The sequence below is a fragment of the Halomonas litopenaei genome, from assembly GCF_017303055.1.
Lineage (GTDB): Bacteria > Pseudomonadota > Gammaproteobacteria > Pseudomonadales > Halomonadaceae > Halomonas > Halomonas litopenaei_A.
Genome location: NZ_JAEKJT010000003.1, coordinates 59369 through 80066, shown reverse-complemented (window position 1 = coordinate 80066; position 20698 = coordinate 59369). Strand labels below are relative to the sequence as shown.

Below are 20698 nucleotides of genomic sequence, written 5' to 3'. Positions count from 1 at the left end.
GTAAGCCAGAGAAAGGTTAGCAAACAACGGACGTTGACGGCAGCCCTGCCGTCCCATGTCGCGTCTTTGCGCCTGACGTTGGTAGTGAGGTACCGGCTGTTGATGTGGAGGAGGAGCTGACCTGCGGGAGGTGGCCTATGGGGAGCAAGCTCGCGACGGCAGAGGCCTTGGATCAGCCAGCGGCTTGGCGGCGCGCAAGTGGCTCCTGGCGCTGGCCGATCCAGTCGGTAGGCACCGCATCACGCAGGTGATCGAGCAGGGCAGTGACCTTGCGCGGCTGATGACCGAAGCCATATAGCAGTGTCACCGGCAGGGGCGTCAGCGACCAGTGATCAAGGCAGCGCACCAGTTCCCCAGGGTGGTGACGCTCCCGGGCTTCAACCATCCACACCGGCAACACGCCAATGCCCCGGCCGCGCGCAATGGCATCTACATGCAGCATGGACTGATCGACCCGAAAACGAGAGGCCGGCGGCTGAAAATGCACCTGACCGCCCTGGCGGTGAGTCAGGGTGATGCCGTTCTGGCTTTCCCCCATCAGGTCAATCCAGGCGTGGTGGGCCAGGGCATCCGGGGATTCAGGCTCGCCGTGGTGGGCGAGGTAGTCGGGATGGGCATAGATGCCACGCTCCAGAGCGCCAAGGCGCTCCTGGCGCAGGTTGCCGTCCTCTACCTGGCCAAGCCAGACGCATACACCCTGGAAGTCGGGGTCCCTGGCAGCCACTTCCCCCGTGCTCAGGGTCAGACGCACGGCGGGATGTTTCTCGAGAAAGGTCTCCATCACACCACCCAGCCAGCTACGGGTAAGGGTGCGGTGTGCCTCGACATGGAGCTCGCCACTGACGTCTTCGCGCAGGCTGTCGAGGGTGCGCTGTCCCTGATCGGCCAGCTTCAGTATCTCGCGACTGATGACGTAGTAGCGCTGTCCTGCTTCTGTGGGCAACAGCTGATTGGCCTGTCGCTTGAGCAATGGCTGGCCTAGACGTGCCTCCAGCTGACTGATCCGCCGGCTCAGGGTCGACTTGGCCAGGCCCAGCTGAATCGCACTCTGGGTCAGGCTTCCGGTCTCCATGACACGGTTGAAGGCTAGCAGTTCGTCGAGGTCAGGCATCACATCACGCAGGCGTGCTGAAGAAGAGGAAGAGGCCTTGCAGTATGCCATGCGCTGACGCGGATGAAAATCATTCTCTAGGGCTGCGGCGCAGCGTCGCCGAGGCAAGAACGGGACCCTCGCGTGTCTCTCTCGACGTTCGAGCCACAGATCCCGATCGCGAATGGCCTGTCGCGGACGACCTGTGGCGGATCGCCTGTTGCGAAGGGTGCAACGGGGTGTTTTGCAGCAATTATGAAACTTTGATGGAAGAATCTAAATGATAAATATTCACATTCATAAAGGCTTCGTCTTTAGACCCACGACCCAGCGGGCCGAAGCCAGAGCAAGAGCCACCAGGTGGATTGCCACCTCACTCGGAGCAAAAAACGATGTTGTCTCACCCCCTGCCGCGTCATCCTCTGTCGATCAGCATTCGCCGCCTTGCCGTCGGGCTGGCGGGAGCCTCCGTATGCACGGCCCTGCCGGTGTTGGCCGCTGATGATGTTGCCCTGGATGACGTGGTGGTGACAGCCGCCGGGTTTGATCAGAGCATCGCCGATGCACCGGCCTCGATCAGCGTGGTGACCCGGGAAGACCTGGAAAAACGCTATTACCAGGACGTGACCGATGCGCTGCGCGACGTTCCGGGGGTCATCGTGACCGGCGGTGGCGGTGGTGACAATGGCTATGACATCAGCATGCGCGGCATGCCCGCCAAGTACACCCTGTTGCTGATCGACGGCCGTCGTGTCAGCACCCGCGAGACCCGTCCCAATGGCAGCGCCGGCTTCGAGCAGGATTGGCTGCCGCCGCTGCAGGCGATCGAGCGTATCGAGGTGGTGCGTGGCCCGATGGCGACCCTTTACGGTTCCGACGCCATCGGCGGTGTCATCAACGTGATCACCCGCAAGGTGGCCGATGAATGGCACGGCAACCTGCAGCTGGACACCATCCTGCAGCAGGACAGCGATTCTGGCGACAGCCGGCAGGCCAACTTCTATGCCTCTGGGCCGCTGTCCGAGGGACTGCTCGGGCTGACGGTGTACGGACGTGCCACCCAGCGGGATGAAGACAACATCATCAATGGCTACGAAGACAAGCAGGTCCAGAGCTTGACCGCGAGGCTGTCGCTGACGCCCTCCGACAATCATGATCTGGCGCTCGAGGCCAGCCGTACCGAGCAGGATCGCGAAGCCTTGCTTGGCAACAGCGTCGACCCGGACGGCTGCCGTGGTGGCTGTGAAGACAGCTTTGACGAGTTCACCCAGGAATACGTGGCCCTGACCCATACCGGTCGCTTCTCCTTCGGCACCACAGAGACCTACGTCCAGCGCGAAGAAGCCCGCAACAAGACTCGCGAGATGGAGATCACCAACACCAACGCCAAGTCGAGTGTGGTCATGCCGCTGGGCGCGCATATTGTCACCGTCGGCGCCAGTTTCGAAGAGGAAGAGCTGGACGACCAGACCTCGAATCAGATTTCCGATCTGACCAATGTGCGCAACAGTCAGTGGGCCCTGTTTGCCGAAGACGAGTGGATGCTCCTCGACGACTGGTCGCTGACCGGCGGGGTGCGTATGGATCACGACGAGAACTACGGCTCTGAAGTCAGCCCTCGCTTGTACAGCGTCTGGCACATGACCTCCGACTGGACGCTGAAGGGCGGTGTCTCCACCGGCTACCGGGCACCGGATCTGCGCGAGATCACCCCTGGCTGGGGCCAGGTCAGCCGCGGCGGCAACATCTACGGCAACCCGGATCTCGAGCCGGAAACGTCGGTCAACAAGGAACTGGGGCTTCTGTACAACAATGCCAGCGGTCTGTCTGCCAGCGCCACCGTGTTCCACAACGACTTTGACGACAAGATCACCCGGATCGCCTGTCCGGTAGATATCTGTACGGATGGCCCCAACCAGTTCGGCAGCGACCCGACCTACCGAGTCAATGTCGATGAGGCGGTCACGCAGGGCGTCGAGCTGTCGTTGTCGACCCCCATCGGCCAGTCGTTGGAGCTGTCCGCCAGCTACACCTACACCGACTCCGAGCAGAAGAGCGGCGAGTATGAAGGCGAGCCCCTGACCCAGCTGCCCGAGCATGAATTCTCCGCCAACCTCGACTGGGAGGTGAGCGACCGTCTGTCCCAGTGGACACGCGTGACCTATCGCGGTGACGAAAGTCAGCCCACCACCGGACCGTCGCAGAGTGCCATCGTGGCGCCGGACTACACCTTCGTCGACACCGGCATCGGCTATCAGCTGACCGACGCCGCTCGCGTCAACGTCGGCATCTACAACCTCTTTGATGAAGACATCGACTACGACGAGTACGGCTACGTCGAAGATGGACGCCGCGTCTGGCTCGGCTTGAACGTCGACTTCTAAGGAAGAGCGTCAGCGTCCCGCTCCGTCGAACGCACCGTTCCGATATGAGCGAGGAGGTTGGGCAAGCAACTGCAACTGAGATTGATTACTATATCGTTCCACATCGCCCCTCCTCGGCATGTCACCGAGGAGAGGCGTGCGACAAGGAATAGAGAAGATGCGAGCAATGTTCCGTAAAACATCCGCAGGGGTGGTGGCAGCGATCGGCCTGGCCGCTCTTGCCCTGTTGGCGCCTGTCAGTGCCAGTGCCCAGCAAGACAGTCGTGTGCTCGAGACCGCTAACGGCAAGGTCACGGTCAACGGGCAGCCGACGCGTGTCGTCACGCTATACGAAGGGGCGTTGGACGCTTCTCTGGCTGCCGGGGTAACGCCGCTGGGTGCCGTGGCGACGCGTGCCGCCGAGGATGTGGCGGACTATCTGCGCGATGACGTTCCCGATATTCAGATCGTCGGTACCTCCGGCGAGGTCAATGTCGAGGCGGTGGTCGGGCTCAAGCCTGACCTGATTCTGGCCTCCTCGCGTCTGTCTGACGAGACTTACGCGCTGCTATCCCAGCTGGCGCCGACGATCGTGCCCACTACCCAGGGCTTCGATGCCAATGCCTGGAAGGATGAGGCCCGCCTGTTTGGCGCCGCACTGGGGCATCAGGACCAGGTGGACGCAGCCATTGATGCAGTGGAAACCCGCGCCGCCTCATTGGCTGATCAGGTCGCCGAGCGCAGCGCGGGTGACAGCGCTTTCCTGATTCGCTGGATGCCCCAGGGGCCGCTGGTGATGTCGACTCGGCTGTTTTCCACCGGTTTGCTCGAGGCCGCTGGCCTGGACGTTCAGGACGATGGACTGGTGCCTGACAACCGTCCGCATAGCGACCCGCTGAGCCTCGAGTCGCTGTCGCGCGTCGACGGTGACTGGCTGTTCCTTGCCACGCTCGACGAGAAGGGACAGGAAGCACTGGCCCAGGCTCGCCAAAGCGATGCGTTTGCCCGGCTGTCGGTGGTCGAGAACGATCGCGTCGTGGCGGTGAACGGTCAGCTGTGGACCAGTGCCAATGGTCCCATCGCCGCCCAGGCTGTGCTCGATGACATCGAGCGGGCACTGGAGGTCACTGCCGCACCGTGACGTCACTTCGACATGTTCCAGGAGGGCCATTGGTGGCCCTCTTTGTGTTGCTTGGGCTCGCCGTCATGGCGAGCCTTGCCGTGGGTGCGGGTGAGCTCGGTGTGGTCGACTCTCTGCGAGTGCTGATGGGGCAGGGGGGTGAAGAGGCGTCCTTCGTTGTCTGGCAGCTGCGACTGCCGCGCACCCTGGTGGGCCTGGTAGTGGGCATTGCGCTCGGCGTGTCTGGCACCCTGCTGCAGTCCATGACCCGCAATCCGCTGGCTGAACCTGGCCTGCTCGGCGTCAGCGCGGGGGCCGCCTTCGCCGTGGCGCTGATGTTGCTGGCGGGAGGCAGCCTGCTTCAGCTGCGCATCGGTGTGGCGCAACTGGGGGCGCTGGCCGGTTGCCTGTGCGTGCTGGGCGTCAGTCGCATCCGTGGCTTGGGCAGTGATCCGATTCGTCTGGTGCTGGCGGGGGCGGCATTCTCGGGCCTGCTGGGGGCCCTGACGTCACTTATTCTGCTGACCGATCGCCGTGCCGCCGACGAGATTCGCTTCTGGGTGGTAGGCAGCCTGTCAGGACGTCAGCTGGAGGACTTGCTGGCGGTGCTGCCGAGCATGGCGATCGCGGGACTGGCACTGATCGTGGTAGTGCGACCCATGGCCAGTCTGGCCCTGGGCGAGCGCGCCAGCGCTGGGCTTGGGCATCACCCCGGCAGGCTGCGTCTGATGGCGGTGCTGATCGTCGCGGTACTGGTGGGCGGAGCCACCGCCGTGGCCGGTCCCATAGCGTTCGTAGGGCTGGTGGTGCCCTTTGTCGCCCGCGCCATTGCCGGGCCTGAGCTGCGTCGCACGCTATGGCTGTGCCTGCCGCTGGGGCCGCTGCTGGTGTTGACCGCCGATGTCGTCTCCAGACGGCTGGTGGCACCCTCTGAAATGCCGCTGGGAGTACTGACCGCCCTGTGCGGGGCACCAGTACTGATCAGCGTTGTGCGCGCCCGTCGCCTGCCGAGTCTGTAATGATGTCGATGCCTTCTTGTTCCTCACATAGCCCTTCGCATACTCCCTCAAATAGCCCCGCCACGCTCCCGGAGAGCGCCGAACATCGCGGCCCGCTGCCCCAGGGCATGTGGCTATGTCGTTATCGCGGGATCAGCCTGCTGCTCGACCGGCGCCATTGGTCAGGGGTGCTGTTACTGTTGGCTGCGCTAGGACTGGCGAGCCTTGCCTACCTGTGTCTCGGCGAGCAGCACCTGCCTCCACAGACCCTGTGGGACGTCATGCTCAACCAGGCGGGGCCCCTTGATACCTTCGTGGTCGAGCAGCTTCGCCTTCCTCGCCTGCTGGCGGCGCTGTCCACTGGCCTGGCCTTTGGGCTTGCCGGCTGCCTGATGCAGACCTTGGCGCGCAATCGGCTGGCGACGCCGGGCATCATTGGCATCGATAACGGCGCCACCGCTTTTGCGGTGGCCTCGGTGTTGGGCATGGGGCTCAGCCTGGCGCCTTCCGCCATGGCGCTGGCCGGGGCGGCGACTGCCGCTGTGCTGACGTTCGGCCTGGCCGCGGGAGGGGGCGCCCGTGGCTATCGCTTTATCGTGGCCGGGATAGGGGTCGGTGCCATCTTTGGGGCAGTGACCCAATTGATGCTGTCGCGGGCGGCCATCGATGTGGCCAATGCGGCCTACCCCTGGACCGTAGGCACGCTGAACGCGCGTCCTGCCGGCGCCGTGCAGGTGTTGGGTGTTGGGCTGCTCGTGCTGGTGCCGCTGGCGCTGTGGCTGTCGCGGTCACTGGCATTGATGCGCTTTTCCGATGCCGTGGCCACCGGCCTGGGGGCACCGCTCAAGCGACGCCGGGCCCAGGTGCTGGTGGTCTCGGTGGCGCTGACTGCCTTGGCCGTATCAGTGGCAGGGCCGGTGGGCATGGTGGGGCTGCTGGGCCCTGAAGTCGCGCGCCACCTCTGCGGCAACCGTCAGGTACCGCTGCTCGGGGCGGGGCTCGCCGGGGCCATGGTCATGGTGGTGGCCGATCTGGTGGGACGGCTGTTGCTGTCTCCGCTTGAGCTGCCCGTGGGTATCGTCACCGCGGTGGTCGGTGGCCCCTGGCTGATCTGGATTCTGGTGCGCCGCTGATGGAGCTTCTGTTGAGCGGTTGCCCATGGTTGGGCGCACGTCTAGAGCCTATTTAGAAAATTTAGAAAGTTTAGATAGTTGAGAGAGTCTTGATGTCACTCCCATCATCGTCACCGCAAGAGCCTCGGCCGATGGCCCCAGAGCCCGCCCCCTACGTGGTGGAAGATCTGGTGCTCAGCCATGGCCGCCTGCGCGTCATCGACGGCTTGAACCTGACCATTCCTCAAGGCCAGCTCACGGCCATCGTGGGGCCCAATGGCTGCGGCAAGTCGACGCTGCTGGCGGGACTTTCACGGCTGCACACGCCGACACAGGGCAAGGTCTGGCTGCAAGGCCAGGAGCTCAAGCGCCTGAGTGCAAGAGACCTGGCGCGCCGCATTGCCTTGCTGCCCCAGGAGGCCTCCGCCCCCGAGGGGCTTAGCGTCAATGATCTGATCCGCTTCGGTCGCCAGCCTCACCAGTCCTGGTATCGCCAGTGGAGTGAGGAAGATCAGGCCGTGGTCGCCCAGGCCATCGCCAGCGCGGGACTACAGACGCTTGCCGAGCGTGGTCTGGAGACGCTCTCCGGAGGACAGCGCCAACGAGCGTGGATTGCCATGACCATCGCCCAGCAGACGCCCATTATTCTGCTGGACGAGCCGACGTCGGCGCTGGATCTTGGCCACCAGCTGGAGGTCTTCGAGCTATTGCATCGGCTGGTGCTCAAGGGGCGCACCATCATCATGGTGGTGCACGACCTGACCAGCGCATGCCGTTATGCCGACCATCTGGTGGCGATGCGGGACGGTAAGCTAGTCGCGGAGGGAAAGCCGCAGGAGGTGGTGACACCGGCCCTGGTCAGGCAGCTCTATGACGTTGACTGTTCGCTGGTGGAAGATCCGCTGACGGGCAAGCCGCTGCTGGCAGGCTTGAGGCGGTCCGAGCAGGGCTGACGCGATTCTGAGCCCAGGGACGTTAGACCTATAGTGTGGGCCTAAAACGCAACACACCCGGTCGATGACCGGGTGTGCGATGGCGTCAAAGGACGCTAGCCTGTGACGTTCAAGCTACCCCATTAATTGGCGGCATCTTGTGCAGCGTCTTCGGCATTGTCGCCAGCGTTTTCGATGGCATTACCGGCGCTGGTCAGGGCGTTGGCAGTGGCGGACTTGGTGGTCTGCCAGGCACTCTGAGCGCCTTCCTTGGTGTCCATCCAAGCCTGTTGCACGTTGGTCTTGGTCTGATTCCACCAGGTGTTGGTGTACTCAGGCTGTGCGGAGATTTCATCCTGGGTGATGTTCAGGTGAACGGAGTATTCGATGTTGTCCAGGCTGTCGCCGTTGGTGGTCTGAACGGTAAAGTCGCCGGTCTCGACCACGTACTGGTTTTCACCCAGGTCGAGCAGGTCACCTGCTTCCACCACGATGGCGCGGATTTTCATGTCATTGTCGAGCAGGATGTCCTCGACTTCGCCCACTTCGTCCTGGCTTGAGCCTTTGGCAAAGACATCGGCATCGAGCAGCTCTTCAGCGGAGTAGAGGCCTTGCGGCTCGCTGTGTGCGGCCTGATTCGCGCCCTCGTTGTGATGATCGGCAAGGGCGGTGGTGCCCACGGCCATGGAGCCGGCGAAGACAGTGCTTGCGATAGCGGTAGTCAGCAGATTCTTGCGGATCATTCCTTTTCTCCTTCTGGCGAGTGGTTCTTGCGATCCTCTCGGTTGCGGCGTGTTCCAGTGCAGCAACCTGTCTTGCTTGCAGCGACGCAAGGATGCTCATCGCGACGCTGTGATATCTATTGTGGAGGTTGTGTACAAGATTTCAAGGGCGCGTTGTGAAAGAAATATGTAAGCCCGTGTTGCTGCTTCATGACAGGTTCAGGGAAGCGTATAGCCCGAAGCCATGGGGAAAAGGCACGGCGGTTGAGCCGCGCGTATCGCTGCGAATCGGCGGCGCAGGCATTTGTGCAGTGTTTCCCTTGCGTCGCCGGTTCGCTCTGGGACAATGCACGCCCTGGTGGTGCAAGCCAGCCGTGACAAGCCAGTCGTCACAAGCCAGCCGCGACACGCCGACAGCCATGGACCTGGTCGCACGTTGCCAAAGATGCTGCGCCCTGTGGTGGGCTGTGAGCGTGGAGAAGTCCTGCGGCGCAGAGCAGCATTCAGCGAGCTAAATTCCCCCTGAGAGGCGTGAGTCATTGGAACTATTAAGTGTCGTCTACCGCTACTATCGTTGGCCCTTTGTCGGGGTGATGCTTCTGAGCCTTGTCAGCGCGGCCCTGGGGATTGGAGCGATCGCCTTCATCAACCGCCGCCTGATCGAAGTGTCGGGAGACGTCGGCAGTATTCTGCCCCAGTTCCTGGGTATTGTGGTGGCGCTGCTGGCCGTGACGCTGGCTTCGCAACTGGCGCTGACCACGCTGGGACATCACTTCGTCTATGGGCTTCGCTCGCGTCTGGTCAAGCAGATTCTGGACACCGATATCGAGCGCCTGGAACGTCTAGGCAGTGCCGAATTGTTGGCCAGCCTGTCCAGCGATGTGCGCAATATCACGATCGCTTTCGTGCGTCTTCCCGAGCTGGTTCAAGGCATTGTATTGACGCTAGGCTCAGCGCTTTACCTCGGCTGGTTGTCGCCAGGGCTGTTGATCGTGACCAGCCTTTGGGTCGGGGCGACCATGGCAGCCGGAGCCTGGTTGGTCAGGCGCGTGTATCGCCACCTGTCCCAGGTGCGCGAGACCGAGGACGCGCTGTACCGCGACTATCAGGCGGTCATTGATGGTCGCAAGGAGCTGGCGCTCAATCGTGACCGAGCCCAGGCACTCTTCGAAGACACTTACGACAGCGATGCCCGGCGCTATCGCCACCACATCATTCGTGCCGATACCTATCACCTCAGTGCCGTTAATGTGTCCAATATCATGATGTTGGGCGCCATCGGTGTGGTGTTCTATCTGGCCAACGGGCTGGGCTGGGCGTCGACCGAAGTCGCGGCCACCTTTTCGCTGACCCTGTTGTTCCTGCGCACCCCCCTGATCTCTGCGGTGGGTGCCTTGCCCACGCTGCTGAGCGCTCAGGTTGCCTTCGACAAGATTCGTGGGCTGGATCTGGCTGAGCCCCGTCAGGGATTTGGCCGTCGAGCGGCGGTGAGCGGAGCATGGCAAGAGCTACGGCTGGAGGGCGTCAGCTTCCGCTATTCGTCGTCGCACACCTCGGCAGGGGACTCTAGTGGATTCGTGGTCGGCCCCCTCGATCTATCGCTTAAGCGAGGTGAGCTGGTGTTTTTGATCGGTGGCAACGGCAGCGGCAAATCCACGCTGGCAAAGCTGTTGACCGGACTGTATCGCCCCCATGAGGGCAGCATGACGCTCGATGGCGAGGTGTTGAATGACAGCGATCGAGAAGGGTTTCGCCAGCGCTTTTCCGCGGTGTATACCGACTTTCATCAGTTCGACACCCTGGTCGGACCCGACGGGGCCTCGCCTGACCCGGTACTGGTGGAACGCTGGCTCGATGTGCTCAAGATGCGGGACAAACTGCACTTCGATGGGCAAAGGGTGACCAATCCAGAGCTGTCTCAGGGACAGCGCAAACGCCTTGCACTGCTGATGGCGGTGGCGGAGGAGCGCGACATTCTGCTGCTCGACGAGTGGGCGGCGGATCAGGATCCGCAGTTCCGGCGTGTGTTCTATCAAGAGTTGCTACCCAAGCTGCGGAGCATGGGCAAGACGGTGTTCGCCATCAGCCATGACGATCACTATTTTCAGCACGCTGATCGACTGCTGGAAATGCGCGCCGGACAGTTGATCGAACTCACCGGGGAAAATCGCGAGGCCGCCAGTCGTGATGCCGTGGGGCGGCTTGAACAACATTAGCGTACTCACCGGTCCGACAGTGAAGGCTGGTCGGCTAAGGCGCGCAGTGGGCCCAGCCAAGCCCAGCCAAGCCCAACCAAGCCCAACCAAGCTAGGAACTAAGCAAGCTCGCCCTGACTGGCGCGTACCGTGATGGTACGGGGGCTGGGAGAGCTGCCCGGAGAGCTGCCCGGAGAGTGGCTGGGAGAGCGGCTTGGAGAGTGGCTTGGAAAGTGGCTTGGAGAGTGGCTTGGAGGAGGAGATCTTGGCGGGTTGGGTCGTAGCGATATGCCGATCGTTGACCGTAACCCGCATTTGGTGGAGAAGCGTTGACTGCTCGTGGAGGATAAATTGCGAGATTAAATGAAAACAATTAGCATGTAGATGTTGTTGTTTTCTTGAGCAGGATTCCCATTGGCGTTCCTGCTTGGTCGTTCGCTCTGACGCTGCCTCCGAGGTTCTCCATGCTCCCCCTGCACCATTCACTATCCCGTCACCCGCTTGCACGGGCGGTTCACTATGCCACGCTGCCCCTGATCGTCGGGTGGCTTCCGATGGCCTCGCTGGCGATGGCGCAGGAGGAAGCGGTCACTGAGGTCGCCAGTGACACCATGGTCGTGACGACGTCTACCCTGAAGGTCGATACGCCGGTGCTGGAGACACCTAGGTCAACCTCCCAGGTCTCCCGAGAAGAGCTCGATAACCGCCAGGTCAACAAGTACGACGAAGTGCTGCGTTACCGCAGCGGCGTGGTATCGCAGCCGTTCGGCCAGGACAACAAGGCAGATTGGTTCTATATTCGCGGCTTCAACGGTGAAGATTCGCTCTATCAGGATGGCCTGCGTCAGTTCCGCGAGGGTGGCTACTTCTGGTGGAGCACCGAGACCTTTGGTCTGGAAAGCGTTGAGTTGCTCAAGGGGCCTGCCTCTATCCTGTACGGAGAGGCGCCTCCCGGAGGGGTCATCAATGCCATCAGCAAACGCCCGACGGAAGACCCGCAGGGGCTTATCGAGCTGCAGTACGGTAGCGATAACCACGAGCAGGTCGGCGTCGACGTCTCCGGCCCTGTGGCCGGCCGCGACGATGTTCGCTATCGCATGGTGGGACTGTTCCGCGAGAACGATGCGCAGATCGACCACGCGGACAACCAGCGCGTCTATCTGGCGCCGAGTCTGGCGGTGGATTTGTCCGACGATACCAGCATTACCTTCCTGGCAAGCTACCTGAAGGACCACGGGACGCCCACCAACGGCTTCAAGCTGCCTTACGGCACCGTCGACAGCACGCCTTTCGGTCGGCTCGATCCCGAAGACAACCTCGGGGAGCCGGGCTACGAGCGTCAGGAGCATGAGCAGTGGGCGCTGGGCTACGAGCTGTCCCATCGTCTGAATGACACCTGGGACATCGAGCAGAACTTCCGTTACAGCCATCTGGACCTGCTGGAGCGCGACGTCTATGTGTCTTATCTGCTGGATGATCGCAATGCCCAACGTGGCCTGACCTATCGCGATGGTGACTTCGATGCGGTCACGGTAGACACCCGTGCTATCGGCCGCTGGTACAGCGATCGTACCGAGAACACCCTGTTGCTTGGCGTCGACTATCAAAACCTGGATATCGACTACGACAACTACGATGACTTCGCCTTCGGATTGCCCTTCGATATCTTTGATCCCGAGTACGGTAACTTCACGCCGTCATCGCGGACAGGTAGCGACCATGATGAAGGCAAGGAGCAGCTTGGCTTCTACGCTCAGAACCAGCTGCGTCTGGACGACCGCTGGATCTTTCTTGCCGGCCTGCGCCATGACAGCGTGGATGTGACCAATCGCATCAACGGTGAAGATAATGGCGGTGGTACCGAGGATGAGACGAGCTTCTCCGGCGGTATCATGTACCTCGGTGACTACGGTATCTCGCCATATCTGAGCTACAGCGAGTCCTTCTCACCGCAGATCGGCACCGATCCGGACGGCCGCGCCTACCGCCCCAGCGATGGCGAACAGTGGGAGCTGGGGGTGAAGTATGCACCTGACTGGCTGGATGGTTATGTCACCGCGGCGGTATTCGACCTCAAGGAAAGCGATACCCTCTACACCAGCGGTGAGTCGGCCAATCGCCAGGGGGGAGAGCGGGAGTCCCAGGGCTTCGAGATCGAGGGGGTGGGCTACGTGACCGATGACCTCAAGGTCACCGCCGCGTACACCTATACCGATGTACGGGTAGACTTGAGTCGTGAAGAGCAAGACCTGCGCGCGGGTCTGATTCCGCGCAACCAGGCGTCGCTGTGGCTGGACTATGAAGTGCCAGGAGCCCTGCATGGACTTAACCTGGGCGGTGGCGTGCGCTATGTGGGCGAGACCAAGGACAATCCTCGTTACTCGGATACCCAGGTGGACTCCTACACCTTGTGGGACGCCAAGGTCAGCTATGACATCACTCCGCAGTGGACCGCCCAGGTCAACGTCAACAACCTGACCGACGAAGAGTACGTGTCCGGCTGTGACTACTGGTGCTACTACGGTGAAGAGCGCAGCGTGGTAGGCAGCATCAAGTACCGTTTCTGACCACGGCACGTAGTCTAAGCGAGAACGCCCGACCAGGCTCTGCCGGTCGGGCGTTTGTGTGTCTGCCGGGAGGACGTCATGGCTGGCGTTTCAAGAACAACGCTGTGAAGGTGTCGGCGCCTTGTTGACCCCTGCCTGGGCCAGTCGCTCGCCGTCTGCGACCTCGCTAAAGCGGTCCAGCAAGAGCTTCAGCTTGGGGGTAATCCAGCGCTCGCAGAACGGCCGCGAGGGGTCGCTGTAGAAGTAGTCGTGATAGGCCAGCTTGGAATCGCGAAAGGCGGCCAGAGGCAGCACCTGGGTCACCAGGGGGGAATCGAAGTCATCCTGCAGCTGGGTCAGCACCTGGCGGGCCAGCTGGGCGTGAACCTGGTTCTGGACATAGACCGCTGAGCGGTAGCGCTGGCGCAGGGCATGGCCAGAGGTGGCGTGGTGGGTGTGCAGGTGAATCTCGATCAGCACGTCCATGGGTAGCCGCGAGGGGTCGTAGTCCACCACCACCGCTTCATGAAAGTCACTGTCAGGGGGCTCGGCGGCGACCCAGCCCTGGTGAACGGCGTCGACGCCCTTGAGCGACTGATAGACCGCCTCCAGGCACCAGTAACAGCTGCCCCCCAGCGCCAGGCGTGCCTTGCTGGGCGCGAGCAGGGGCAAGCTGTTGCAGGGCTGGTCTGGCATGTCGGGCACCCCGGGAGGAAGTGTCGGCTTGGTCGACCATCATGCCCGAGCCTTACAGTCTCTTCAGCCCCCACATGAAATAGCTGCCGCCAAGAATCGAGGCGACCAGACCGGCAGGTATCTCCTGGGGGAACAGCAGCTGTCGCCCGACCCAGTCGGCCAGCACCATCAACAGGGCGCCGATCAGCGCCGCACCCGCCAGATGCAGGCGAGCGCGAGAGAACCCCATCAGCCGCGCCATATGAGGAGCCAGCAGGCCGACGAAGGACAGTGGCCCGACGATCAGCGTGGCCGCGGCAGTCAGCACCGCCACCGTTGCCAACAATCCCAGGCGAGCATTCTCCACATGGATGCCAAGGGCCTTGGAGGTGGCGCTTCCCAGCGGCAGGATATCCAGCCAGCGGGCCAGTAGCTGGGCAGCCAGGGCGACGGCCGCACCGGCCATCAGCACCACCAGCGCCGAGGTCGGGTCGACATAGTAGGTCGAGCCAGACAGCCAGGCCATGACCTGTTGCCCGCGGGGGTCGCCTCCCACCATGATGATGGAGCGCACCGCGTCGAACAGCGCCGTGATGGCCACGCCGCTGAGCAGCAGGCGCTCGGGCTGGAAGCCGCTGGCGCGGTTGAGTGCAACCAGCAGCGCCAGTGTCACCAGCGCCCCCAGGGTGCCGGTTCCCAGCAGCAGCAAGTGGCTGGGTCCGGGCACCACAAAGATGGTGATAATCAGCGCGATGGCTGTGCCACCACTGATGCCCAGCAGTTCGGGGCTTGCCATCGGGTTGGCGGTGACGCGCTGGATCAGGGTACCGGCGATGGCCAGCAGGGCGCCGCTGCCAGCGGCCGCCATGATCCGTGGCCAGCGCCAGTCGAGTACCTGGACCTCTGTGCTCAGTGACCAGCCCGTGCTGGTTTGCCCGGCGAGTATGCCGACCAGCATGGCGATCACCAGTGCCGCTGCGAGTCCTGCCAGCAGCGGGACAGGCGTCGAGGTTCGCAGCACCAGGGGAGCCGATGCCGGTGGTGGCCGACGGGGCGTCAGCTTGAGCCGGGGGATCAGCCACAACAGCAGAGGAGCACCCAGCATCGCCGTGGTAGCCCCTGTGGGAAGCAGTGTCGGCAGTGCGTCGATGCCGCCTTGCAGCACCAGGTCGGTGACGGTCAGCAGCAGCGCGCCAAACAGCATCGACCAGCCCACCCGCGCCGGCAGCCGTCGGGCACCGGCCATACGTGCGATGTTGGGGGCCGCCAGACCGATAAAACCGATGATGCCGACAGTAGCCACCACGCAGCCTGTCAGGAAGACCGCCAGGCCGAGGCCGCCCAGGCGCAGCCACTTGAGTGACACGCCGAGGCTCTTGGCGCTGGCATCATCGAGTTCGAGCAGTGCCAGCGGGCGAATCAGCCAGATGGCCAGGGCGCCAGCGACCAGCACGCGAGGCAGCAGGTAGAACACCCCGTCCCAGCCATTCTGGGCCAATGATCCTGCACCCCATACCAGCACCCCCTTGAGCGCCTCCTGGTTAAACAGCAGTAGCACGATGGCCAGGGCGCCGAAGTACAGATTCACTACCAGACCACCGAGCACCACCACGCCAGGCGACAGGCCGCGCCGCCAGCCCAGCGCAAATACCAGGCCCATGGCCAGGGCACCGCCGGACAGGGCGACCCACTCCCGTCCAAGGGCGAGCAGGCCCGGCGCGACCAGGGTGGCGATCATCAGGGCCAGGTTGGCCCCGCTGGCGACGCCCAGGGTGGTGGGTGCTGCCAGGGGGTTGCGTAGCACCTGCTGCATCAACACCCCAGCCAAGCCCAGGGCTGCGCCGGCGGTCAAGGCAATGGTCAGTCGCGGCCACCAGCTGTAGTGCAGTACCAGTGACGAGGGGGTGGTCACGTCAAGCGAGGACAGTGCGGCCAGGGCAGAGCTTGCGCCACCCAGGCCTTCAAGGGACTGCCACGCCGCCAGCAGGCAAAGGACGACTAGCACCGCGGCGGTTGCACTCAGTCGGTGTGATCGCCAGCAGCGGGTGTCAACGGCCTGCATGAAGGGTCTCGCTATCACGGGAGGAGGGGAGGAGCACCGTCGTTTCGCGCTGGGCGGAGCGCGTCGTTGGCGTGGTGGCTGCGGGGCTGTCTGCACCCAGAGCCTCACCCAGCTTGCTGGCGAAGCGGTTGGCAGAAGGCAAGGCACCAAAGCTCCACACCGGTGGCAAGGTCACGACGTCGTTTCGTTTGACGCTGCCCAGATGGCGCCATAGCCCGCTGTCGGCCAGCGCCTCGCGCACTCCCGCAACATAAGGTTCGACCACCACGATCCGCGCCTGGGGGTAGTTGGCCAGCTGTTCGATGCCGATCAAGCTGAAGCCCCAGACATTGGTGGTGCCGGTCCAGGCGTTGGTCAGGCCCATCCGCTCGATCACGGCCTGATACAGGCTGTGGTCACCAAACAGGCGCACGTGACGCTCATCCATGAACTGGATCAGCAGCAGCGGGCGCGTGTCCTCGGGCAGGCGATCGGCAATCTGCGCGATATGCGCCTCGCTGCTGGCAATAAGGCGCTCCGCCTCCACCTGGCGGCCGACCAGTTCGCCCAGTTCGCGGGTCAGGGTCAGTGCTTCGTTCCAGAAGTCACCGTCCCCGCTGTACATCGAGAATTGCTTCACCTCGGCAATGGCCGACAGTCGCGGTGCCAGATTCGCAAACATGGGAGAGATGACGATCGCGTCCGGGTTCAGGTCGGCCAGCAATTCCAGGTTGGGCTGGGTGCGCAGGCCAATATCGACACTCTGCGCGGGTGCCTCGAGCCCCACCCAGCTTTCATAGTCATCGGTCTGGGCCAGTGCCATGGGCGGTGCCTCTAGGGCGACCAGCGTTTCTGCCAGGGTCCAGTCGAGGCTCGCGATGCGTGGTGAGGCCAGGCAACTGGCGGACAGTGACAACACGCCCAGCGCCAGTGCTGTCAGCCAGCATGAACGCAAGGGTCGCGGCAATCGTCGAAAAAGCGGGCGGGCTGGCAGTGGAAGCCGACGGAGCATCATTGCACCAGGGCCACGGCGTGCTCGCCACTGGGGTGGGGCATGACCTGCATCGGGATGCCGTAGATATCCTCAAGGACGTCTCCGGTCATCAGTGTCTCCGGGCTTCCCTCGGCGATGACCTGGCCGCTGTGCAGGGCCACCAGGCGGTCACAGAAGCGTGAGGCCATATTGATGTCGTGAAGCACGATTACCACGCCCAGGTCGAGCTCACGGCTGAGCTTCTTCACCAGGGTCATCACCTCCACCTGGTGAGCGATATCCAGGGCTGCCAATGGCTCATCGAGCAGCAGCAGACGGCTGCCCTGGGCCAGCAGCATGGCGAGCCACACGCGAGTACGCTCGCCCCCGGACAGGGTGTCCACCAGGCGCTCGGCAAAGGCCTCGGTGTGGGTCAGTGCCATGGCCCTGCTGACGTGTTCCTGGTCGTCTCGGCGCGAACGCCCAAGCAGTCCCTTCCAGGGGTAGCGGCCAAAGGCGATAAGCTCGCGGCAGGTCAGGTTTTCGGCCCCAGGCAGGTGCTGGGGGAGGTAGGCCACCTCCCTGGCGAAGGCACGGCGCCCCCAGCTTTCAAGGGGCTGGCCGTTGAACAGGATGCGTCCTGCGCTGACCGGTTGCTGCTGCGCCATCAGCTTGAGCAGGGTGGACTTGCCCGAGCCATTGTGGCCGATCAAGCCATGCACGCGGCCCGCGTCGAAGGTTAGGCTGGTGGGGGCCAGCAGCGTCTTGCCCGGAATCGTGAAAGAGGCGGACTGAAGGTCGAACATGAACAAGGGCTCCGCTGGGTCGTCCGGGCGATCGGAAATACACTCTTAATGGATAGGAATGGTTATCAATTTGTTTGCTGTTGTCAATCCGATGTGTCATCAGGGAACATCGGGCAGTCGCCGTTGGCTAACCCTTGTAGAAGAGGCGTAAAAGATGCCACCCTGTGGCCTACGGCATCGGGCCTTGCCGAGGTGAGCCAAGGTCGCTGAAGCGACGCCGCTGGACGAGAACTTTTCCAGCGCTGCAGGCGCTAGCGAGACCGTCGCGACTTGCCTATAGTATGAGGCCCACGATGACGCAAGCTGGTGAGTGGGATAGGATTATCCCCCTGAATCAGCCCAACTTTACAAGGAAGGAGGTATCACCATGGCACATACTCTGCCGGAACTGCCCTACGCCTACGACGCACTGGAACCCTCCATCGATGCGCAGACCATGGAGATCCACCATTCTCGTCACCACAACACCTACGTCACCAACCTGAATGGTGCGCTGGAAGGTACTGGTCTTGAAGACCTGCCGGTGGACGAGCTGGTTGCCAACCTTGAGCGTCTGCCCGAAGACAAGCGCCAGCCGGTCATCAACAACGGCGGTGGTCATGCCAACCACTCCCTGTTCTGGACGGTGATGTCCCCGAACGGCGGTGGCAACCCGAAAGGCAAGGTGGCTGACGCCATCGAAAAGGAACTTGGCGGCTTTGATGCCTTCAAGGATGCCTTTACCAAGGCCGCTCTGGGCCGTTTCGGTTCTGGTTGGGCGTGGCTGTCCGTGACTCCGGACGGTGCCCTGGTGGTGGAAAACACCCTCAACCAGGACAGCCCGCTGATGCACGGCAACACCCCGGTACTGGGTCTGGACGTGTGGGAGCACGCCTACTACCTGAAGTATCAGAACAAGCGTCCTGACTACATCGCCGCCTTCTTCAACGTGGTGGATTGGGACGAAGTCGAGCGTCGTTACCAGGCAGCCACTGCCTGATCGACACCGGCATGACGTCATCACGACGTCGTCCGACCTGTTAGCAGGTCACGCGCCGCGGCCCCAGGGCCGCGGCGTTTTGCTGTGCAGTTGCTGTGTAGTTGCCGCGTATTGCTGGTGTCGGCGGCCGGGTCTCGCCCTGCGCCAGCGTGTTCATGTTGCACGTCATCAACGGCTTCGCATTCTCAGCACCCGTGTCTTCGCCCCGTGCCGAGGACGCGAAGCGCTGGCGCCGATGTAAGCCGCAAGGAGCCACCACTGTGTCCACTTCCTCCAGCCTGCAGGCCTTGGGTCGCCTGTTGCGCTATGCCCGAGGCTATCGTCGGCGAATCGTCGCCGCGACCCTGTGCTCGATTATCAACAAGTTGTTTGATATCGCGCCCGAGATTCTGATCGGTGTCGCCATCGACGTCGTGGTCAATCAGGAGCAGAGCTTCGTCGCCCGGTTGGGCTTCGTCTCGGCGTCGTCCCAGATCATTGTGCTGGGGGTGCTGACCTTCTTTATCTGGGCGGGAGAATCGCTGTTCGAGTATCTGTTTCAGATCCTCTGGCGCAATCTCGCCCAGCGCCTGCAGGCGGACCTGCGACAGGACGCCTACGAACACGTGCAGCGCCTGGACATGGGCTTCTTCGAATCGCGTTCATCCGGCGAGCTGGTGGCCACCATGAACGATGATGTCAACCAGCTCGAACGCTTTCTGGATGGCGGAGCCAACTCGCTGATCCAGGTTGGGGTTACCGTCGTGGCGGTGGGAGCCGTGTTCTTCGTGCTGTCCCCGTTGATTGCGCTGCTGGCGTTTACCCCGGTGCCATTGATCCTGTGGGGGGCCTTCGTGTTTCAGCGCAAGGCGGGCCCCTTGTATGCCGACGTGCGCGAAAAGGTGAGCGTGCTCTCCAGTCGGCTGTCGAACAATATTCAGGGCATGGCCACCATCAAGAGCTTTACCGCCGAGGCCCGCGAGGCCGAGCGGCTGAAGGCCGACAGTGAAGCCTATGTGGATGCCAACAGTCGTGCCATTCGCATCAGCTCGGCCTTTATTCCGGTGATTCGCATGGCGATCCTGACCGGCTTCCTGGCGACCTTCATCGTCGGCGGCATGCAGGCGCTTTCCGGCGAACTGAATGTGGGAGCCTACGGTGTACTGGTGTTCCTGACCCAGCGCCTGTTGTGGCCGCTGACAGGGTTGGCCCAGGTCATCGACCTGTTCGAGCGGGCCATGGCCAGCACGCGTCGTATCCTTGATCTGATCGCCACACCCATTCGTGTGCGCGACGACGGTCAGACCACGTTGCCGACCCCGGTCAGGGGGGAGGTGCGGTTCGACAAAGTAAGCTTTCACTACGCCGAGAGCCACGCGGGTATCGATGATGTGGATCTGATGGTGCCCGCCGGACGTACCCTGGCGCTGGTCGGCCCCACGGGTTCCGGCAAGTCCACCCTTATCAAGCTGCTGCTGCGCTTTCACGATCCAGACCAGGGGCAGGTCGTCCTGGATGGCATTCCGGTAGCGGAGCTTCGCCAGAATGCGCTGCGCGATGCCATCGGACTCGTCAGTCAGGACGTCTACCTGTTCGAGGGCAGCGTGCGAGACAACATCGCCTACGCACGACCCGAGGCAAGTCTCGATGAAGTCGTCCGTGCTGCCCGCACTGCCGAGGCCTGGGAGTTTATCGAACGCCTGCCCGACGGCCTCGATACTCGAGTCGGCGAACGCGGCGTACGTCTGTCCGGTGGCCAGCGTCAGCGCCTGTCCCTGGCCAGGGCGCTGCTCAAGGACCCGCCGGTGCTGGTGCTGGATGAAGCCACCAGTGCGGTGGACAACGAGACCGAGGCCGCCATCCAGCGCTCGCTGGCGCGGATTGGCAGCGAGCGCACCGTGATCATGATCGCCCACCGCCTGTCCACCATCGTTCACGCCGACGACATCGTGGTGATGGAGCTTGGACGAGTGGTCGAGCGCGGGACCCACCAGCAGCTGATCGAACGCGGCGGACGCTACGCCGCCCAGTGGCAGGTACAGACCGGTGAGGCCGCCCAGTCGGTTCAGGTCATCTAGGCTGTCCGCTGGCGCCATCAGCTCCGCGCCAGCGCCAGCCTCAGAGTAAGCGGCAGTAGCCGTGCCTGTAGCAGAAGCCGTGCCTGCAG

At 62.9% G+C, this 20698-nt stretch carries 16 protein-coding genes; 10 read left to right on the top strand and 6 right to left on the bottom strand.

Features of this window, described 5'->3' with window-relative positions; translation table 11 throughout:
• Positions 1-172: 172 nt before the first annotated feature.
• Positions 173-1162 (bottom strand): LysR family transcriptional regulator, encoded by a 990-nt coding sequence (locus tag JF545_RS04490; RefSeq protein ID WP_224908092.1) that lies wholly within the window; start codon positions 1160-1162, stop codon positions 173-175.
• Positions 1163-1482: 320 nt separating this feature from the next.
• Between JF545_RS04490 and JF545_RS04485 the strand changes: the two genes are divergently transcribed.
• From JF545_RS04485 to JF545_RS04465, 5 genes are all read left to right on the top strand, one after another.
• A complete protein-coding gene (locus JF545_RS04485) occupies positions 1483-3474 on the top strand; it encodes a ligand-gated channel protein (RefSeq protein ID WP_206939668.1) in 1992 nt (663 codons plus the stop codon).
• Between the two features lie 157 nt (positions 3475-3631).
• Positions 3632-4594, top strand: a complete 963-nt coding sequence (locus tag JF545_RS04480) for an ABC transporter substrate-binding protein (protein WP_206939661.1) — start codon at positions 3632-3634, stop codon at positions 4592-4594.
• A gap of 29 nt (positions 4595-4623) precedes the next feature.
• Positions 4624-5592: a FecCD family ABC transporter permease gene (locus tag JF545_RS04475; RefSeq protein WP_261317286.1), complete on the top strand. Its 969-nt coding sequence runs from the start codon at positions 4624-4626 to the stop codon at positions 5590-5592.
• Positions 5593-5600: 8 nt separating this feature from the next.
• Positions 5601-6704 carry a FecCD family ABC transporter permease gene (locus JF545_RS04470; RefSeq protein ID WP_242520693.1) on the top strand — a complete coding sequence of 368 codons (1104 nt, stop codon included), beginning with the start codon at positions 5601-5603 and terminating at the stop codon, positions 6702-6704.
• Between the two features lie 131 nt (positions 6705-6835).
• Positions 6836-7636: an ABC transporter ATP-binding protein gene (locus JF545_RS04465; protein WP_206939657.1), complete on the top strand. Its 801-nt coding sequence runs from the start codon at positions 6836-6838 to the stop codon at positions 7634-7636.
• A gap of 122 nt (positions 7637-7758) precedes the next feature.
• Here JF545_RS04465 and JF545_RS04460 read toward each other — a convergent pair whose 3' ends face one another.
• Entirely contained in the window at positions 7759-8358 is a 600-nt protein-coding gene (locus JF545_RS04460; RefSeq protein ID WP_206939655.1) for a PRC-barrel domain containing protein, read from the bottom strand.
• Between the two features lie 518 nt (positions 8359-8876).
• On the opposite strand from JF545_RS04460, the gene JF545_RS04455 reads away from it, so the two are divergent.
• The 3 genes from JF545_RS04455 to JF545_RS04445 all read left to right on the top strand — a co-directional run bounded on the left by JF545_RS04455 (position 8877) and on the right by JF545_RS04445 (position 13099).
• Complete coding sequence (locus JF545_RS04455; RefSeq protein ID WP_206939653.1) at positions 8877-10553, top strand: multidrug ABC transporter permease/ATP-binding protein; 1677 nt, start codon at positions 8877-8879, stop codon at positions 10551-10553.
• Between the two features lie 129 nt (positions 10554-10682).
• Positions 10683-10865 carry a hypothetical protein gene (locus tag JF545_RS04450; protein WP_206939645.1) on the top strand — a complete coding sequence of 61 codons (183 nt, stop codon included), beginning with the start codon at positions 10683-10685 and terminating at the stop codon, positions 10863-10865.
• A gap of 131 nt (positions 10866-10996) precedes the next feature.
• Positions 10997-13099, top strand: a complete 2103-nt coding sequence (locus tag JF545_RS04445; protein ID WP_206939644.1) for a TonB-dependent siderophore receptor — start codon at positions 10997-10999, stop codon at positions 13097-13099.
• A 90-nt stretch (positions 13100-13189) separates the two neighbouring features.
• Here JF545_RS04445 and JF545_RS04440 read toward each other — a convergent pair whose 3' ends face one another.
• Genes JF545_RS04440 through JF545_RS04425 form a run of 4 tightly spaced genes read right to left on the bottom strand, consistent with a single transcriptional unit; the run spans position 13190 to position 17573 of the window.
• Positions 13190-13774, bottom strand: a complete 585-nt coding sequence (locus JF545_RS04440; RefSeq protein WP_206939641.1) for a peptide-methionine (S)-S-oxide reductase — start codon at positions 13772-13774, stop codon at positions 13190-13192.
• 52 nt (positions 13775-13826) lie between these two features.
• Positions 13827-15815, bottom strand: coding sequence for a Fe(3+)-hydroxamate ABC transporter permease FhuB (gene fhuB / locus JF545_RS04435; protein ID WP_206939632.1), 1989 nt, complete (start codon positions 15813-15815; stop codon positions 13827-13829).
• The gene (locus tag JF545_RS04430) at positions 15802-16749 is read right to left on the bottom strand and encodes an iron-siderophore ABC transporter substrate-binding protein (protein ID WP_242520692.1); all 948 of its coding nucleotides are present in this window, start codon (positions 16747-16749) and stop codon (positions 15802-15804) included. The genes fhuB and JF545_RS04430 overlap by 14 nt, the downstream gene beginning before the upstream one ends.
• Positions 16750-16805: 56 nt before the next feature.
• Complete coding sequence (locus JF545_RS04425) at positions 16806-17573, bottom strand: ATP-binding cassette domain-containing protein (RefSeq protein WP_206939628.1); 768 nt, start codon at positions 17571-17573, stop codon at positions 16806-16808.
• 367 nt (positions 17574-17940) lie between these two features.
• Here JF545_RS04425 and JF545_RS04420 point away from each other — a divergent pair, with 367 nt between their 5' ends.
• Positions 17941-18552, top strand: a complete 612-nt coding sequence (locus JF545_RS04420) for a superoxide dismutase (RefSeq protein WP_206939619.1) — start codon at positions 17941-17943, stop codon at positions 18550-18552.
• Positions 18553-18812: 260 nt separating this feature from the next.
• A complete protein-coding gene (locus JF545_RS04415; protein ID WP_347401305.1) occupies positions 18813-20609 on the top strand; it encodes an ABC transporter ATP-binding protein in 1797 nt (598 codons plus the stop codon).
• Positions 20610-20698 lie beyond the last annotated feature (89 nt).

Bases quoted from the DNA above. Each gene is read 5' to 3' on its own strand.
- JF545_RS04490 (WP_224908092.1), bottom strand. From the start codon at position 1,162: ATGGCATACTGCAAGGCCTCTTCCTCTTCTTCAGCACGCCTGCGTGAT.
- JF545_RS04485 (WP_206939668.1), top strand. From the start codon at position 1,483: ATGTTGTCTCACCCCCTGCCGCGTCATCCTCTGTCGATCAGCATTCGC.
- JF545_RS04480 (WP_206939661.1), top strand. From the start codon at position 3,632: ATGCGAGCAATGTTCCGTAAAACATCCGCAGGGGTGGTGGCAGCGATC.
- JF545_RS04470 (WP_242520693.1), top strand. From the start codon at position 5,601: ATGCCTTCTTGTTCCTCACATAGCCCTTCGCATACTCCCTCAAATAGC.
- JF545_RS04465 (WP_206939657.1), top strand. From the start codon at position 6,836: ATGGCCCCAGAGCCCGCCCCCTACGTGGTGGAAGATCTGGTGCTCAGC.
- JF545_RS04460 (WP_206939655.1), bottom strand. From the start codon at position 8,358: ATGATCCGCAAGAATCTGCTGACTACCGCTATCGCAAGCACTGTCTTC.
- JF545_RS04445 (WP_206939644.1), top strand. From the start codon at position 10,997: ATGCTCCCCCTGCACCATTCACTATCCCGTCACCCGCTTGCACGGGCG.
- JF545_RS04440 (WP_206939641.1), bottom strand. From the start codon at position 13,774: ATGCCAGACCAGCCCTGCAACAGCTTGCCCCTGCTCGCGCCCAGCAAG.
- fhuB (WP_206939632.1), bottom strand. From the start codon at position 15,815: ATGCAGGCCGTTGACACCCGCTGCTGGCGATCACACCGACTGAGTGCA.
- JF545_RS04425 (WP_206939628.1), bottom strand. From the start codon at position 17,573: ATGTTCGACCTTCAGTCCGCCTCTTTCACGATTCCGGGCAAGACGCTG.
- JF545_RS04420 (WP_206939619.1), top strand. From the start codon at position 17,941: ATGGCACATACTCTGCCGGAACTGCCCTACGCCTACGACGCACTGGAA.